This window comes from Niveispirillum sp., from assembly GCF_017996735.1.
Taxonomy (GTDB): Bacteria; Pseudomonadota; Alphaproteobacteria; order Azospirillales; family Azospirillaceae; genus Niveispirillum.
On record NZ_JAGOGJ010000027.1, the window covers coordinates 1 to 15,770 of the forward strand.

Annotated in this window: 14 protein-coding genes and 1 pseudogene; 6 read left to right on the plus strand and 9 right to left on the minus strand. The window is 65.1% G+C overall.

Annotation, left to right across the window (positions count from 1 at the left end; all coding sequences use genetic code 11):
* Positions 1–419 (plus strand): N-formylglutamate amidohydrolase (locus KBA48_RS10910; RefSeq protein ID WP_292906145.1); only part of this gene is annotated, 419 nt, incomplete at its 5' end.
* A 21-nt stretch (positions 420–440) separates the two neighbouring features.
* Here KBA48_RS10910 and KBA48_RS10915 read toward each other — a convergent pair.
* The 3 genes from KBA48_RS10915 to KBA48_RS10925 all read right to left on the minus strand — a co-directional run bounded on the left by KBA48_RS10915 (position 441) and on the right by KBA48_RS10925 (position 4,878).
* Entirely contained in the window at positions 441–2,975 is a 2,535-nt protein-coding gene (locus tag KBA48_RS10915; protein ID WP_292906147.1) for a GAF domain-containing hybrid sensor histidine kinase/response regulator, read from the minus strand.
* Between the two features lie 180 nt (positions 2,976–3,155).
* Positions 3,156–3,593, minus strand: coding sequence for an iron response transcriptional regulator IrrA (irrA, locus tag KBA48_RS10920; RefSeq protein WP_292906149.1), 438 nt, complete (start codon positions 3,591–3,593; stop codon positions 3,156–3,158).
* 118 nt (positions 3,594–3,711) lie between these two features.
* Positions 3,712–4,878, minus strand: coding sequence for a hypothetical protein (locus KBA48_RS10925; protein ID WP_292906151.1), 1,167 nt, complete (start codon positions 4,876–4,878; stop codon positions 3,712–3,714).
* Between the two features lie 113 nt (positions 4,879–4,991).
* On the opposite strand from KBA48_RS10925, the gene KBA48_RS10930 reads away from it, so the two are divergent.
* Positions 4,992–5,612 carry an alpha-ketoglutarate-dependent dioxygenase AlkB gene (locus KBA48_RS10930; protein ID WP_292906153.1) on the plus strand — a complete coding sequence of 207 codons (621 nt, stop codon included), beginning with the start codon at positions 4,992–4,994 and terminating at the stop codon, positions 5,610–5,612.
* On the opposite strand, the gene KBA48_RS10935 is transcribed toward KBA48_RS10930, so the two are convergent.
* Positions 5,613–6,803 (minus strand): DUF2807 domain-containing protein, encoded by a 1,191-nt coding sequence (locus KBA48_RS10935; protein WP_292906155.1) that lies wholly within the window; start codon positions 6,801–6,803, stop codon positions 5,613–5,615.
* A 249-nt stretch (positions 6,804–7,052) separates the two neighbouring features.
* Here KBA48_RS10935 and KBA48_RS10940 point away from each other — a divergent pair, with 249 nt between their 5' ends.
* Entirely contained in the window at positions 7,053–7,427 is a 375-nt protein-coding gene (locus KBA48_RS10940) for a ribbon-helix-helix domain-containing protein (protein ID WP_292906157.1), read from the plus strand.
* 12 nt (positions 7,428–7,439) lie between these two features.
* On the opposite strand, the gene KBA48_RS10945 is transcribed toward KBA48_RS10940, so the two are convergent.
* The 3 genes from KBA48_RS10945 to gluQRS form a co-directional block, all read right to left on the minus strand.
* Positions 7,440–8,324 (minus strand): TIGR01459 family HAD-type hydrolase, encoded by an 885-nt coding sequence (locus KBA48_RS10945; protein WP_292906159.1) that lies wholly within the window; start codon positions 8,322–8,324, stop codon positions 7,440–7,442.
* Positions 8,325–8,511: 187 nt separating this feature from the next.
* A complete protein-coding gene (locus tag KBA48_RS10950; RefSeq protein ID WP_292906161.1) occupies positions 8,512–9,003 on the minus strand; it encodes a hypothetical protein in 492 nt (163 codons plus the stop codon).
* Positions 9,004–9,136: 133 nt separating this feature from the next.
* Positions 9,137–10,012 (minus strand): tRNA glutamyl-Q(34) synthetase GluQRS, encoded by an 876-nt coding sequence (gene gluQRS / locus KBA48_RS10955; protein WP_292906163.1) that lies wholly within the window; start codon positions 10,010–10,012, stop codon positions 9,137–9,139.
* A 315-nt stretch (positions 10,013–10,327) separates the two neighbouring features.
* On the opposite strand from gluQRS, the pseudogene KBA48_RS10960 reads away from it, so the two are divergent.
* Positions 10,328–10,870 (plus strand): annotated as a pseudogene (locus KBA48_RS10960) (HNH endonuclease); the annotation flags it as partial.
* Between the two features lie 133 nt (positions 10,871–11,003).
* Here KBA48_RS10960 and KBA48_RS10965 read toward each other — a convergent pair.
* Both KBA48_RS10965 and KBA48_RS10970 read right to left on the minus strand, forming a co-directional pair.
* Positions 11,004–12,773, minus strand: coding sequence for an ATP-binding protein (locus tag KBA48_RS10965; protein WP_292906167.1), 1,770 nt, complete (start codon positions 12,771–12,773; stop codon positions 11,004–11,006).
* Positions 12,774–12,878: 105 nt separating this feature from the next.
* Positions 12,879–13,847 carry a hypothetical protein gene (locus KBA48_RS10970; RefSeq protein WP_292906169.1) on the minus strand — a complete coding sequence of 323 codons (969 nt, stop codon included), beginning with the start codon at positions 13,845–13,847 and terminating at the stop codon, positions 12,879–12,881.
* A 175-nt stretch (positions 13,848–14,022) separates the two neighbouring features.
* On the opposite strand from KBA48_RS10970, the gene KBA48_RS10975 reads away from it, so the two are divergent.
* Both KBA48_RS10975 and KBA48_RS10980 read left to right on the plus strand, forming a co-directional pair.
* The gene (locus KBA48_RS10975; RefSeq protein ID WP_292906171.1) at positions 14,023–14,817 is read left to right on the plus strand and encodes an ABC transporter ATP-binding protein; all 795 of its coding nucleotides are present in this window, start codon (positions 14,023–14,025) and stop codon (positions 14,815–14,817) included.
* 73 nt (positions 14,818–14,890) lie between these two features.
* The gene (locus tag KBA48_RS10980) at positions 14,891–15,763 is read left to right on the plus strand and encodes a transporter substrate-binding domain-containing protein (protein WP_292906173.1); all 873 of its coding nucleotides are present in this window, start codon (positions 14,891–14,893) and stop codon (positions 15,761–15,763) included.
* Positions 15,764–15,770: the final 7 nt, after the last annotated feature.

Sequence of the window (15,770 nt, forward strand, 5' to 3'; positions counted from 1 at the left end):
CCCGTGCCCTGCGGCTGGAGGCGTTGTACCAGCCCTATCACGATGCCATCACGGCTGCGCGGGCGCGGATAGCCGGGCGCGGTCAGGGGGCGGTTCTGATCTCCATCCACAGTTTCACGCCCCAGATGAACGGTTTCCAGCGGCCATGGCACGTGGGTGTGCTGTGGAACCGCGACGGGCGCCTGGCGCTGCCCATGCTGGACGCGTTTCGGGCGGAGGGTGACCTCACCGTCGGCGATAACGAACCCTACAGTGCCCGCACCGGCACCGATTTCACCATCATCCATCATGGGGAAGAGGCGGGGGTGCCGGTCCTGATGCTGGAAATCCGCCAGGATCTGATCGCGGATGCGGCGGGGGCGGCGGCCTGGGCCGACCGGCTGGAAAGGCTGCTGCGGCCGATCCTTGCGGCGTTGTGATCCGGTCGCCGCCGGCCGGCATCACCGCATCGGCATCGGAAGGGGAAGGCCGGCGCTCTCTGTCCAGACGATGCGCGACGGCGGCAGTGACAAGGTGACCGTCGTGCCCTCACCGAACACGCTTTCGATCGACAGGCGGCCGCCATGCAACTCCGCCAGACCCTTTGACAGGGTCAGGCCCAGGCCTGTGCCGGGGTTGCTGCGCGCATAGACATTGTCGACCTGATGGAAGGGCACGAACACCTTCGCCAGATCCTCCTGCCGGATGCCGATGCCCGTGTCGGAGACGGCAACGGACACGCCGCGCGCCGGATCGACGGTAGCGGTCAGCTTCACGGTCCCGCCGGGGGAGGTGAACTTGATGGCATTCGACATAAGGTTCAGCACGATCTGCTTGAACTTCACGTCATCGACCAGGATGGGTGGCACACTTTCCGCCACGTCCACCACAAGGTTCAGGCGTCGTTCCATGGCACGGGCGCGCACGATACGCTCACAGCCGCGCACCAGCTCTTCCATGCCGCAGATACGCTCCCGCAGCTCCACACGCCCGGCTTCCATCTTGGACACGTCCAGGATGTCGTTGATCAGGGTCAGCAGGTGGCGGCCCGATGCGATGATGTCGCCCGCATAGGCGACGGAACTGGTATTCTGGCCGTTCTTGTCGCTGGTCTTCAACTCGCTTTCCAGCACCTCGGCAAAGCCGATGATGGCGTTCAGCGGGGTGCGCAGCTCATGGCTCATATTGGCCAGGAATTCCGACTTGGTGCGGCTGCCCAGTTCGGCCTGCGCCTTGGCCTGTTCAAGCTGTTCGGCTGCGCGCCGGCTGGTGATGGCGAGTGCCGCCAATTGTACGGCACGGCGCGCCCGCTCCATTTCCCAGTCATGCGGCTCCCGCACGCTGTCGCCATAGATGGCGAAGGCGCCCAGCGCCTCTCCGTCTCCCGACAGGATGGGCAGGGACCAGCAGGATTTCGCGCCCTCCGCCAGCACCACATCCTTGTACAGCGCCCAGCGCGGATCGCGGGCGATGTCCGACACGATGACCGGTGTCCGGCGGTAGATGGCCGACCCACAGGAGCCCACGTCCGGGCCGATGGCGATCCCTTCATACAGTTCATGCACATGCTTGGGGAAACTGGGGGCCGCACCCACCGACAGGTGCATCCCGTCTTCCCGCAGCAGCATGATGGTACAGCGGGCATTATCCAGTTGTTCTTCCATGCCACGGCACAGCGCATCCAGCACGTCGCCCAGCGTGGCGCCGGCGGCGGCCATCTCCAGGATGCTGCGCTCCACGGTCAGCAGCCGTTCCATGCGGCCCCGATCGCGGTTCTCCTTGCGCAACTGCCGGGCATTTTCCTTGAAGACCCGGACGGCGGCGGCCATGGCCGCCACCTCCACCCCCACACCCTTAAAATCCGGCAGGGCCACGGCATGGTCGCCGCCGGCCAGGGCCCGCATGGCATCGGTCATCTGCTGGACCGGCCGCAGCACGCGGCTGCGGATCAGCCAGGCGGCAAATATCAGCGCGATGATGGAAATCAGCAGTTCGAACGCGTCGACCCAGAGCTTCTGCCGGGCCAGCAGACGATTGTGATCGGTCGCCTCTGCCGCGGCGCTGACGGCGGAACCCACCAGATCGCTGGCGGCGTTCATCAGGCTTGTCCCGTTGCGCAGCAATTCCGGCAGGCGCCCCCGCGCCTCGCCCCGGGCGGCGGCATCCAGGATGGCGGCACGCAGCGGCAGGTACCGCTGATAGAAAGCCGCCTCCATCTGGCGCATGGCGGCCTGCGTCGCCTCGGGAAACATGGCCGGGTCCCCGGTGCTGCGGACCAGTTGCCAGACCATCTCCACCCCGGACAGCGACACGGTGGCGGCCACCATGTCCGCCTCTCCCCCGCTGGCTATGCGGTAAAGAAGGCCCATGTCCGACCCGACCTGTCCCCGCAGACGGATGGCCTCACGGGTCAGCATTTCGGCGGCCCCCGCCTCTCCACCCATCGACAGCGCCGGATTGTTGATCTCCTGCATCAGGGTCAGCAGCGCCGTGAGATAGGATCGGGAGGCATCGCGCCATTCGGCGATCAGCAGCGTATTGTCGATATTGTTGGGGCCGGCAGCTTCCAATGTGCGGCCATCCGCCAGCCGTTCCAGCAGGGCCTCGATCCCGCCGCGCAACTCGCGCATGCGTCCCAGCGAGACCCGCAGCGACCCGATATCTTCGATCAGCGCGCTTTCCACCGGCATCTGGGCCAACTGGTCCAGGGCAGCCAGGGCCGCGCGGTCGGTTTCATTGCGGTGACGGTCGATCTGTGGCCGCAATGCCGCTTCCGGCGTGCCGGGGGATCGGGCCGCCTCCAGCAGCAGGTTGATCATGCCGGCCTCGATCCCGTGGTCGCGGGCGGCGACCAGCAGATTGCGGCTGACCAGTTTCAGGTTGGCTATTTCCGTGGCCTGACGATAGGCACGCCAGCCCGCCTGCATGTCGATGGCCGTTCCGGCAAGCTGGACGCCGGCCACCAGGGCCAGGCCGCCCATCAAGACTCTGCGCATAGAGACCCCCGCCACGCCAGCGCTACGGCCGGTTGGGCTTTGACACGAGGGTCATAGTCTACGTTCGCGGCGCTGCGCCTGCAATGCCGGATCGGGCTGTGGCGATTTGTAACGTGACGTAGAATCATGCCATCGCTGGTAAATCGCGACCGATAGCGTCCGCGGCGACGGACGCCGGGATCAGTCCGCGTCACGCAAGCGGATGATGACATCCACCCGCGCCACCCTGGTGCCGGCCGGCAGGCAGGGCAGGTCGGGCAGGTCCATCTGCGTGCAGCAGATATCCTGCAGGTGGCGGGTATTCTCGTGAAAGAAATGGTGGTGGTTATCGATATTGGTGTCAAACCATGTTGCCCCGGCCTCGACTACCACTTCGCGAAGCAGGCCGGCATCGCGGAACTGGTTCAGCGTGTTGTAGACGGTGGCAAGGGACACCTTGATGTCGGCGGCCACGGCTTCGGCATGCAACTGTTCGGCTGTGACGTGCCGGTTGCCCCGCCGGAACAGCAGCGATCCCAGATCCAGCCTTTGCCGTGTGGGCCTTAACCCGGCGCCGGCAAGACGGCGGGCGGTGCAGCAGGTTTCGGCCGTATCGTCGGGGAACGGGGTGTCGGACATTGGAAAAAGGCCGGCGGCTGTGGGCGGGAACAAGGACAGCCGTCATGTGGGGGTGCGGTCGCCCTTTTGACAAGGGGCAATGACGAAGATCACAGTGCCGGAATTTTCCGGGCAGCGGTTACGCCCGCCCCACCGGGCCCTGTCCACCAGCATCCTCGCCGTCATCACCATCATCCTGGTCGTCATCCAGGTCATCATCCAGCAGCAGATCATCCTCATCCAGAAGATCGGCGAGGCTGAAGCCATCTTCGCCGTCTTCCTCCACCTCGGTGCTGTCGGTGATCCCGATCACGGCGCGCCGGATCTCCTGTTCCAGCATGACCAGCGTGGACCGTTCCAAATCGCCCCCGCGCGACGCCTGGGGGAAGGCGAAGCTGAACAGGGCCACCGTGGTCTGTCCATCGATGGCAACGCCGCGCAGCCACAGGAAGAAACGCAGCTTCTCCCCATCCTCTTCCCCGTCCGTGACGAAACGGGCCATTACCTCCCCGTCGGGAAGCCATTCGATGGAGCCTTCGCCCGTGCGCTCGTCCGGACCCTCGGCGAACTGCTCCGCCGTCTGGCGCAGGACGGCGCGGGCCAGGATTTCGGCGTCGTCGCCCTCATGGTCGAACTGATGCACGGCGACGCGCAGGGTGCCCGACCCTTCCACGTCGCGGTAGAACATGGACAGGTCATTGTCCTGCGCGCTGTTCCAGTCCCAAGGCAGCCGGAAGCGCACGCTGTCGGCATGCCAGACATTGCGCATGGTGACGCGCTGGACGGGCCCCTGCACGGGACCGGAATTGAACTTGATGCGCGCCGCCTCTTCCCCCAGCCGGTCGATCAGGTCGGACAGTTCGGGGTCGTCAGCACTCTCGTCCGGGACCAGCAATTGCAAGGTGACGACGCGGACATGGTCAGGCGGCTGGAAATCAGCGACCTTCCAGACAAAGATCTGCCGGTCCGGCGGCTGGGCCACGGCATACGCGATCCAATGCCGTTCATCGGCCTCGCTACCGGCATCCCCCGATTCCATGGAGGGCAGGATACCGCGCGGAAGCACATTTTCACGATCCAGATACTGGATTGCCTCCTCCGCCCGCGCGCCATAGGGGTTGCGGTAGGTGACGACGGAGATCAGAAGATCAACCGGATGCGCCCCCGGTGACTGGAAAGCCAGCCCGCCATCGTCCCGCGACAGGCGCTGCCAGGTTGACGGCACCCGCAGGCTCGCCACGCCGCCACGCAGGGCAACGGGGTTCCAGTCGGCGCTCGCCTCGCTTTCGAAGGTCTCGTCTCTCATAAGGGTGAATCTAGGCGCGTTACGGGTCCGAGTCCATGATTGGCGCGTGACACTGTCATGTCCGTGGCGTTTTTTAGGGCGGGCGCGACCCGCAAGACACGAAAGGACGATCAATGTCATCGGATGGCGAGGGGTTCCGGATGCTGCCGGACCATCTGGATCGCACCCGTCAGCAGGAATTGGTGGCCATGGTCGCGGCCCTGGCGCAGGAGGCGCCGTTCACGCGCTATGTCATGCCGCGTACGGGCCGGCCCTTCTCCATCGACATGACCAATGCCGGCAGCCAGGGCTGGATCGCCGACCGGCAGAGCTATCGCTATTCGCCGGTCCATCCCGTCACGGGCCGGCCCTGGCCCGCGATACCGGCGCTGCTGCTGGATCTGTGGCGCGGGCTGACCGCCTATCCCCATGATCCGGAATGCTGCCTGATCAACCATTATCGCGGGGAGGGGGCGAAACTCTCCCTGCACCGGGACGAGGATGAGGAGGCGACGGAGGCCCCGATCCTCAATATCTCGCTGGGCGATACGGCCATCTTCCGCCTGGGCGGCCCGCGTCGGGAGGATAAGACACGGTCCTTTCCCGTGGCCAGCGGCACCATCATGGTCTTCGCGGGACCCTCGCGGATGTTCTATCACGGGGTCGATCGTCTGCGCGTCGGCTCCTCGCGCCTGTTGCCCGATGGCGGCCGGCTGAACCTGACCTTACGGCGCGTCACAAGACCCGCCGCCTGATCAGCGTGCCAGTTCCACCTTGCCCGGACCGACATGGAAGACGCGGGGCGATCCGTCATGGCCGGCCAGGGTCACCCGGCCGGGACCGGTCATCAGCACGCGCGGGTCCTTGGCCTTGCCATTGAAATCAACGGTGCCGGGGCCGGTAACGCCCACAGCCATGCTGTCGGCCTGACCGCCGCCGATGGTCAGGGTGCCGGGGCCGGTGATGGCGGCCGACAGATCGCCGGCCAGCATGTCCAGCCGGATGTCGCCGGGACCGGGCATGGACACGGACAGCCCTTCCCCTACGGAGGTCATCTGGACAGACCCGTTGCCCTTCAGTTCCACTGCGGCCGTGCCGACATGGCCCAGCCGGACCTGACCGTCGCCTGACAATTGCACGCCGGCCAGGCCCTTCACGTTGCCGACGGAGACGGTGCCCGACTGGGTGATGCGCACCCGTACCGATTCCAGGCTGTCCAGCTTCATCTCGCCATTGGCCAGTTCAAGCCGGGCCGGCGCCCCCAGATCGCCGGTGACGGTCAGGTCGCCGGTGAAATTGTTCACCAGCAGCGGCGTACCGCGGGGGACGGCGATATCCAGCGTCACGCTGGGCTCGTTCTGCGGACCCGGACCGGTGATCCAGAGTACCCCGTCATCAATGGAAAGGTTGTAGCGTTTGCGGCTATTCTCCAGGCTGAACAGAACCTCCTGCGAATCGTCCACCACCTTGATCCGCACACTGCCCATGACACCGGCCAGCCGCACCCCGGCCGGCGCATCGGCCGTCGCGGACAGACGATTTGTCCCGTCGCTGGCGGTGGCACGGTCCAGATAACGGATGTCGCCGCTCCGCCGGTTGCGCATCGTTTCCGCCTTTGCTGTCGCGGCCTTGGCGGCGGCCTCGATCCGGTCGGCGACGGAACGGCTGATGGCCGCCATGTCGACGGCGCGGCCGTCGGCGGGCTGCCCCCGTTCCGCCATCCGTTCGCGGACCCTGTCATTGACGCGGGCGGTGATGCCGTCACTGTCGATGGACAGCGACAGTTTTTTCTCCAGCTTCTCCAGATCCAGGTTCTTGTCCGCCGGATTGCCGGCGACCAGCGACCAGCCGACCGTCGTCGCCAGCACCAGCACCGCCGCGATACCCCCGATCGGAATCCCCGGCTTCAGGCGGGGGCGGCTGGACAAGGGCGGGTGGGGATGCATGGGGGGCCTCAGGCGATGGCGGACGTCGAACCAGCCGCTATAATACCGTGTGGCGGGATGCTGTCTTCCGCCGTTTCCCACCCGCAACAATTTTGGTGCCACCTGTTACAATCACCCGGTCCGCATGGGGCGCGGAGCAGCGGGGGCCGATTGTCATAATACCTTCGACAACCCATTGTTTCCTTCTTGTATGTTCAATATGTTCCACACAACTCAGAACCCTATCGAACAATAGGACAGACGGTTCCAATGGCCGCGAAGCGCCGTCCCCCGACAAACCCGGAAGATACCGCGCCTGACTCGATGCGGGCCGTGTGCCGCAACGTGGTGGTGGCGGGAGCCCGAACCAGCGTGCGGATGGAGCCGCTGCTGTGGGATTGCCTGACAGAGATCAGCGAGCGCGAATCGCAGTCGGTGAACGATATCGTCACCATGATCGACGGGCGGCGCGGCGACAGCGCCCTGACCGCTGCCCTGCGCATCTTTATCCTGTCCTATTTCCGCACCGCTGCCGATGCCTCCCCGCGCCTGGCCGGGCTGGCGGAGGAACAGGTGCCGTTCGGCACGACGGCCGCCTATTCCGGGACCTTCCGCAAGGCGCTGGAGATTTTCGACCAGGATTGACGGCGGGCGCGTTCAGGCCCAGCGCAGACCGGGGGCGGCCCAGGTGGGGCGGTGGGGGCCGCTGGCCAGCAGCGCCGCCAGCTTTTCCGGTTCCGGCAGCACGCCCAGCGGCGTACCCAGTTCCTCGCGATGGATGCCACCCGTGATAAACAGGCTGTCGATGCCGGCGGCGTTGGCCCCGGCCACATCGGTGCGCAGGCTGTCACCCACAGCCAGGATGCGCGACGGATCGATCCCGCCCAGCAGGTCAAAGCAGCGGCGATAGACCGGGGCATGCGGCTTGCCATGATACCGGACGTCGCCGCCCAGTTTTTCATAATGGCGGGCCAGTTCCCCGGCGCAGATCACCAGTTCCTTGTCGATCACCACGACCAGATCGGGATTGGCGCACAGCATGGGCAGGCCGCGGTCCCGGCAGCGGCGCAGGATCGGGTCGTAATCGTGCAGCGTCTCTTCATATTCATCGATGCCGGTATTGATGACAAAGTCCGCTTCCTCCGGGCTGTCCACCCGGATGCGGTCGGTCAGGCTGTCATAGACGTCATTGTCGCGCGGCGGGCCGATATGGAACAGCTTCGGCCCCAGCGACGCATGCCAATCATCGCTGCGGTCGCGCAACGCCTCGAAGCTGGCCTCGCCCGAGGTGTACAGCGCGTCGTACAGGTCGGGTGCGACCCCCATGGCCGTCAGTTTCGCCGCCGCCGCCGCGATGCGGCGCGGGGCGTTGGACAGAAGACAGACCCGCTTGCCCAGGCGGCGCAGCGTGGACAGGCAATCGACCACCCCCTCATAGGGTTTCACCCCGTCATGCACGACGCCCCACAGGTCCAGGATGAAGCCGTCATAACGGTCGGCGATGCCGGCCAGGCCGGGGATCAGCGGGACAGGAGCGGTCATGGGGCGTTTCCGGTATCGATGCAACCGGTGCCAAGGTGGCGGCAGCGATCCGACGGGGCAAGGCCGGGCGCGGCATGGCAGCCGTGCCCGGCCCCCCGATCCGGCGTCATGCCGACGGCCACCAATAATGACCGCCGAATGAGGGAGACGGGCATAACCGACGCAACGTCAGGGTCAAGTAAGGAAATCAGAACAGATCGTCGATCTCGCTCTGGTCCATGGTGACGGCGGGGTTGTGGTCCTGGACGGAGCCATGAACAATGGCGCTGCCGCGATCCACCAGATCCTGCAGGCGCCGCCAATAGTCGCCGGCAGTGAAACCCAGCATCATCTGATCGTCGCGCATGGGCGACAGGGTGGCCACCGCCTCCACGATCAGGCTGTTCATATCATTGATGGTTTCATCGAACGGCTCGCGAAATTCCATCGGCACATGCTCGAACGCTTCGATGGCGATCGGTGCGAAGGCCAGGCCGCTATCCTCGAAATGCTGGCGATAGGTCTTGGGTGTCCAGGCCACGATTTCGTCCAGCATGTCCGGCATGTCGCCCAACATGGAAAGCAACATGATTACTTCATTGAAATGATTGAAGTAATCTGTCGACAGCAGCGTTCTGTCATCGATTGTCGTGTCACGGACAAGTTGGCGGTAATGGTCGAGCATGGACGTATCTTGCATGGCATGGTCTCCATACCACAATGTTCTGGAACAATACCCTTAAAATTGCATCTACCTTGTCTTCACCGGACGCGCTCCTGTTTCCCTTCGGCAATCATCTGACATTGCAGTCCCTTAGGGAAGGGAATGCAACCTATCCTTCGGCACTGCCTGCCGCGCGGCGCAGAATATCCACGGCTGACAGGCCCTGTGCCCGCAGCGCGCGTATGCCGGTGGCACCGTCGCGTTTGGACAACCGCTCGCCCCGGTCGTTCAACAGCAAGCCATGATGGTGGTAATCCGGGACCGGCAGCGACAGCAGCGCCTGCAACAGGCGGTGGACATGGGTGGCGTGGAACAGATCCTCGCCGCGTGTCACCAATGTCACGCCCTGGATCGCGTCATCCACGGTCACCGACAGGTGGTAACTGGTCCGCACGTCGCGGCGCGCCAGCACGATATCGCCCAGCAGGCCGGTATCGGCGGCAACCGTGCCCCGTGCGTGGTCATGCCAGGACAGGGGCCCGGTCAGGGCGGTGGCCTTGGCCACGTCCAGCCGGACGGCGTGCGGTTCCCCGGCCGCCACACGGGCCGCCGCCGCCTCGCGCGGCAGATGGCGGCAGAGGCCGGGATAAAGCGGCCCCTCCGGCCCCATCGCCACCAGATGCGGGGCGTTGCCAGCGCGCGCGATCTCGTCCGCGATCTCTTTGCGGGAACAAAAACAGGGATAGGTGACGCCCAGGGCGGCCAGCCTTTCCAGGGCGGCGGCGTAATCCCCCATGTGATCGGATTGCCGGCGGACAGGCTCTTCCCAGCGGAAACCCAGCCAGGCCAGATCCTCCTTCAGCATCACCTCATATTCCGGACGGCAGCGATTGGGGTCGATATCCTCGATCCGCAGCAGGAAACGGCCGACGGCGGCCTTCGCCGCGTTCACGGCGAACAGGCAGGAATGGACATGGCCCAGATGCAGGAAGCCGGTCGGGCTGGGCGCGAATCGGGTGGTGACCGTGCGGGCGTCGTCGGGCATGCATCTTTACCGGGGGACAGGGCCATGCCCCTGCTCTGACGACATATACCCCCAATGGATGGCGGGTCACAAGCTCAACGACCACAAGGGCTTGCGTGTCGCTTCTGTTGCAGGTGCGTGATAATTGCGTCCGCGTCCGGTTGCGCGGGTTGCCAGATGGGGTCGGGCCGTTATATCAAGGTTCCGACGTTCCGGCCTGCCGCCAACCTGTCCGCCATCCCGATGCCAGTGGCCCCCAGATGGGTGCCTCCGGGTGGAAGAAGGCGGGGCGCCTTGGGTCGGGAACACCGACGGAACGGCGCTTGGGGGTGAGTCTTGTCACCACCTTTTGATGGGTGTCCTGCCTTGGTGCTGAATGCGGATTTCCGTCCGCTCAGCTATTTCCCGCTCTCGCTCTGGTCATGGCAGGACGCGGTCAAGGCCGTGTTCCTGGATCGTGTGAACATCGTCTCGCACTATGACCGCGTGGTGCGATCGCCCCAACTGGCGATCCGGCTGCCCAGCGTGATCTCCCTGAAGGAATATGTGCCCGCGACGCGGCGCCCGGCCTTCACCCGCTTCAACGTGTTCCTGCGCGACCGGTTCACCTGTCAATATTGCGGGCGCTGGTTTCCCACGCATGAACTGACCTTCGACCATGTCATCCCGCGCTGCCGGGGCGGGCGGACAAGCTGGGACAATGTCGTCACCTCCTGTTCGGCCTGCAATCTGGCCAAGGGCAGCCGCCTGCCCAGCCAGTGCGGCATGCATCCGATGCAGGAACCCTTCGCACCCACGGCTTATGAGCTGCAGGAGAACGGGCGCAATTTCCCCCCCACCTTCCTGCATGATAGCTGGCGGGATTTCCTGTCCTATGACGATCTGGGGGATGAGGTCGCGGCCGATCCGAGCGAGGATCTGCCCGGCGCCGCCTTCCCGGCATCGATGACCAGCGCCGAATATTGGGGGGCCGAGTTGGAGCAGGGGTGACCGGCCGGCCGGTCACCCGCCCTTACGCGCTGCGCCGTTTGGCGGCAAGATCGATGGGGGCGGGAACGGCCGGCGGCGTGCCGGCCTGATCCGACGGGGGCGCCACGGCGGGGAACCGCGCCAGGAAGCAGGTGCCCTGGTTTGGCGCGCTGCTTTCCACGGTCAGGGTACCGCCCAGCTTCTGGGTAACCTGGCTGTAGGCCAGGTAAAGGCCCAGACCGCTGCCCCCCTTTTCACGGCCCGTGGTGAAAAAGGGTTCGAAGATGCGCTCCAACTGGTCCTGGGCCATGCCCTTGCCATCGTCGCGCACACGCAGTTCGATCCAGCCCGAGGGGTCGGCCCGCAGATCCAGTTCCACCCGGCCGCTTCGGCCATCGGGGAAGGCGTGCGTGACGGCATTGACCAGCAGGTTCGTCACCAGTTGGGCCACGGCGTCGGGATAGGTATCAGCCGACAATCTCGTGGCGCCGGTCAGGGCGATGGCGTGCGGCGTCTTGCGCGTCTGGGGCCGCAGGGAGATCACCACCTCTTCCAGATAACCGGCCAGATCAAAGCGGCGGCGGTCCTGGCGCGTGCGGTCCACGGCCACATGTTTGAAGCTTTCGATCAACCGCGCCGCGCGTTCCATATTGGATTGCAGGATGCGGGCGGCCAGCGAAGTGGCGTCGATATATTCATTCATCTGTTCCCGGCGCAGCGTGCCCGAAGACAGTGCCTGTTCAATGCCGCGCGTGTCGTTGGCCAGGCGCGTGGCGGCGGCCAGCGCGGTGCCGACGGGTGTGTTCACCTCATGCGCGATACCGGCCACCAGCCGGCCCAGCGAGGCCATCTTTTCCGCCTGCACCAGATTGTCCTGGGTTTGGCAAAGCCGGGTCAGGGCCTGTTCGGCCTGATGCCGCGCCTCCCGCTCGGCCAGCATCACCCGGCGCAGCGTGGCCATCACCGTGGCCAGCGACAGTCCGGCCACCGACAGGATCGACAGGGCGGCCAGCAGCGTCGCGAAGCTGGCATGATAATCGGCGGCGGCGAAGGGCCCCAGGCCCCGCGCCGTCATGACGGTCAGGCCGGTGGCAACCATCAGCGTATAGATCGCGGTGCCCAGCAGGCCCAGCCGCAGCCCTGCCGTCAGAATCAGGCAGAACAGCGCGAAACGCCCGCCCTCGCGCAGCCATAACGGTTCCACCAGGGCCATGGCGGACAGCAGCACCGTGCCCCCGACCACCAGTCCCAGCGCCGTCACCCAGCGCCGGCGCAACAGGGCCGTGGCACCGGGGGCGGCCATCAGAATCAAGGGCGGGGCCACCAGCAACACGCCCATGGCATCGCCCACCCACCAGCTTACCCAGGCGCTGACGATCCCTTCGCCCAGGTTGGCCCCGCCGGCAAGGGCCGCCAGGGTGCCGACCGTCGCGCTTAGCATCGGGGACAACAGCACCGGGACCACCAGGAAAGCCACCAGCCCGCCCGGACCGTCGAACAGCGGGCGTTCGCCGCGTGTCCGCGTAAGCCAGGCAAAGGCGGCCAGGCTGGGCAGGCAATTGCCCAGACCGACCAGCAGGGCGAACACGGGATTGCCGAACATCAGGAGGTTCAGACCGGCCGCCCCGGCAAAAATGCCGGGAAGAAGCCGCGGTCCCCCGCGCCAGATGGCGGCAAATGCAATACCGGTCGGCGGCCAGATCAGCGTCACCGCCTCCCCCGCGAAGGGCACCTGCAAACCCAGCCAGCCCGTGGCCGCGTAGGCCAGGGCCACGAACAGGTTCGCCAACAGCAGCCTTTGGGCCTGCGCCATCAACCATCCCCCGCCATGCGCGGTACGCATGGCCATTCACCCCATATTAACACGAGTGTAGAGGATTATCGTCGGAATGGAAGGGTGGCGTGCGGGCTGTCCGTTCTATGGCGCCCGACGCGAGGCCAGACGCCAATGTTTGGCCTGGGAATAGTTGCGGGCCAGGAACTGGTAGGTTTTCTTCAGGACCGCTTCGAAAGCCTGGCTTTTTTCCGCGCTCGTGCTCTCCCAATCCTCCAGGACCTCGTCCCAGGGCAGCAGGGTCTGGTGCAGATCGTCCCGCATCTCGCGGATATAGGTGATATTCTTGTCGAACTTGGCCAGCATCGACAGGATTTCCCCCGTCTGCGCGTCCACCTGGGCGAATCGTTGCTCCAGGTCGGTGATCGGCGGCAGCGACAGGGTCTGCATACGCACGATCTCCTCTTTGAGGTTCCGTTCGTTCTTGTAGATGCGATGCGCATCCTCCAGACCGGTGCGCACCTTCCCCAGCTTGCCGGCCCGTTCCCGCAGCGCCTCGATATAGGAAAGCTCCTTGGCCAGCGCCTCGATGCGGTTTTCCACCTGTTCCTCGGCGTTGCCGGTGAGTGACAGTTTGTTGGCGATCATCTGGAACGCCTCGCGTACGCGGGCCTTGGTGCCGGGATCCTCCACCACCTGTTCCAGTTGCTCGGGGCTGGACACCACCGTTTCCCCGCCCGTCAGCCAGGTGACCATCTGGACCGTCAACCGTCCCTTGGCGATCAGGAAATGGCGTTCATCAACCCGCCAGGAGGCGGAACCGTCGATCAGTTCGTTGGGGATCGTGTCGCCGGGCCTGATCTCCCGCACATATTTCAGCCCCTTGGCCACCATGTTGATCAACTGGCCGTCGAAGCTTTTCGGGTCGATCTTGAATTCGTTGCAGATCTTGTCCAGCGCCACCTCTGCCTGGACCTTGCCCAGCATGAAGCGCATCACCGGCTCTTCGGCTGATTTGGACCAGACGAACCGGCAGCCATCAACCGTGAACACCTTGTGCTCGAACAGGAAATGGGTGCTGCGATTCGGGCTGGGCTGGATGCCTTGGCTCATCGGGGGGTCGTTTCCGGTCAGTCTGCGCGCTTGATGTGCAACAGATAGCACGGTCGCATGCCAGCAGCCCCGCCCAAATCGATTGCGGTGCGAAAGCCAGGATTTCCCCTTTCGCGGCCATGCCTTGGCGGGGTAGCTTGGCACGGAATCCTTGATCTGCCCTTAATGGACGCCGATGCCGCCTGCCCCCATCGTTTCCGGTTCCGTTCCCGCCGTCGAGGTGGAGGCGCTGCATAAGCGTTTCGGCGACAATGAGGTGCTGAAAGGCGTGTCGCTGAACGCGGCGGAGGGGGAGGTGGTGGCCCTGATCGGATCATCCGGGTCGGGCAAAAGCACGCTGCTGCGCTGCATCAACCTGCTGGAAATCCCCGATGACGGGATCGTGCGCATCGGTGGCGAACAGATCGCCATGAAGCGCGGCCGCCACGGCGCCATGCCGGCGGACGGCAGGCAGGTGGAACGTATCCGCCAGCGCTGCGGCATGGTGTTCCAGAGCTTCAATCTCTGGACTCATATGACGGTCCTGGAAAACATCATCGAGGCACCGGTCCATGTGCTGAAGCAGCCGAAGGATCAGGCCATCGCCAAGGCCGAGGCGCTGCTGGCCAAGGTCGGCCTGTCGGCCAAGCGCGACGCCTATCCGTCGCAGATGTCGGGCGGGCAGCAGCAGCGCGCGGCCATCGCCCGCATGCTGGCCATGGAACCCAAGGTCATGCTGTTCGACGAGCCGACCAGCGCGCTCGACCCCGAACTGGTGGGGGAGGTGCTGAAGGTTATCCGCGATCTGGCGATGGAGGGGGCGACCATGCTGATCGTCACCCACGAAATGGCCTTCGCGCGTGAGGTGTCGCACAAGGTCGTCTTCCTGCATCAGGGGCGGATCGAGGAGCAGGGGACGCCGGCGGAACTGTTCGGCAACCCGAAATCCGAACGCTGCCGCCAGTTCCTGTCCCGCGAGGGGCAGCGCTGAACACGGTCAATCCATACACAATCGATGAGCCGGCAACCCGGCCATGGTTCGCATTTCTGGGGGAGTGGAGTTGATGAAGAAGCTGATGGCGACGCTGGCGCTGGCCGGAATGATGGCGCTCTCCGGCTGCGGCAAGGAGGATGCCAAGCAGGCCGCCCCTGTGGCCGGTGGCATCCCCAACCCGTTGCGGGTCGCCACGGAAGGCGCCTATCCGCCCTACAACATGGTCGATGCGTCCGGCAATCTGGTCGGGTTCGAAATCGACATGATGAAGGATGTCTGCAAGCGTATGGGCACCGAATGCCAGTTCATGGCCCAGGCCTGGGACGGCATGATCCCGGCGCTGCAGGCCGGCCGCTTCGACGCCATCGTTGCCGGCATGTCCATCACGGATGAGCGTCTGGCCGCTGTCGACTTCTCCAAGGGCTATACGACGACGCCGGCCTATCTGGTGTCGGCCAACGCCAATCCCTTGCAGGATATCGATTACGGGATCGAGCGTATCGATCTGACAGAGATCAGCCCGGAGGAACAGGCCGCCATCGACAAGATCAAGGGGCTGCTGAAGGGCAAGGTTCTGGGTGTGCAGACCAGCACCATCCATGCCAATTTCGCCGATGCCTATCTGGCCGATGTGGTGGAAATCCGCCGCTACGACACGCAGGAGAACCTGGCGCTGGACCTGCAGACGGGCCGGGTGGAGATCGGGCTGGCCGACGCCATCACCTGGAACGCCTTCCTGCAACGGCCAGAGGGCAAGGATTTCAGCTATTTCGGTCCCGGTTTCGACGGAGGCCTGTTCGGACGCGGTCAGGGTATCGCCATCGCCAAGGGCCGCCCTGAACTGCTGGCGGCATTGAACAAGGCCATCGCCGAGATGAAGACCGATGGCAGCATGAAGAACCTTTCGGTGCAGTGGTTCGGTTTCGACAGTTCCATGCCCTGATGCCCGG

Excerpts from the sequence above, each read along its gene's own strand:
- KBA48_RS10915 (WP_292906147.1), bottom strand. The coding sequence starts at position 2,975 with ATGCGCAGAGTCTTGATGGGCGGCCTGGCCCTGGTGGCCGGCGTCCAG.
- KBA48_RS10970 (WP_292906169.1), bottom strand. The coding sequence starts at position 13,847 with ATGAGCCAAGGCATCCAGCCCAGCCCGAATCGCAGCACCCATTTCCTG.
- gluQRS (WP_292906163.1), bottom strand. The coding sequence starts at position 10,012 with ATGCCCGACGACGCCCGCACGGTCACCACCCGATTCGCGCCCAGCCCG.
- KBA48_RS10940 (WP_292906157.1), top strand. The coding sequence starts at position 7,053 with ATGGCCGCGAAGCGCCGTCCCCCGACAAACCCGGAAGATACCGCGCCT.
- KBA48_RS10950 (WP_292906161.1), bottom strand. The coding sequence starts at position 9,003 with ATGCAAGATACGTCCATGCTCGACCATTACCGCCAACTTGTCCGTGAC.
- KBA48_RS10945 (WP_292906159.1), bottom strand. The coding sequence starts at position 8,324 with ATGACCGCTCCTGTCCCGCTGATCCCCGGCCTGGCCGGCATCGCCGAC.
- KBA48_RS10935 (WP_292906155.1), bottom strand. The coding sequence starts at position 6,803 with ATGCATCCCCACCCGCCCTTGTCCAGCCGCCCCCGCCTGAAGCCGGGG.
- KBA48_RS10965 (WP_292906167.1), bottom strand. The coding sequence starts at position 12,773 with ATGGCGCAGGCCCAAAGGCTGCTGTTGGCGAACCTGTTCGTGGCCCTG.
- irrA (WP_292906149.1), bottom strand. The coding sequence starts at position 3,593 with ATGTCCGACACCCCGTTCCCCGACGATACGGCCGAAACCTGCTGCACC.
- KBA48_RS10925 (WP_292906151.1), bottom strand. The coding sequence starts at position 4,878 with ATGAGAGACGAGACCTTCGAAAGCGAGGCGAGCGCCGACTGGAACCCC.
- KBA48_RS10975 (WP_292906171.1), top strand. The coding sequence starts at position 14,023 with ATGCCGCCTGCCCCCATCGTTTCCGGTTCCGTTCCCGCCGTCGAGGTG.
- KBA48_RS10980 (WP_292906173.1), top strand. The coding sequence starts at position 14,891 with ATGAAGAAGCTGATGGCGACGCTGGCGCTGGCCGGAATGATGGCGCTC.
- KBA48_RS10930 (WP_292906153.1), top strand. The coding sequence starts at position 4,992 with ATGTCATCGGATGGCGAGGGGTTCCGGATGCTGCCGGACCATCTGGAT.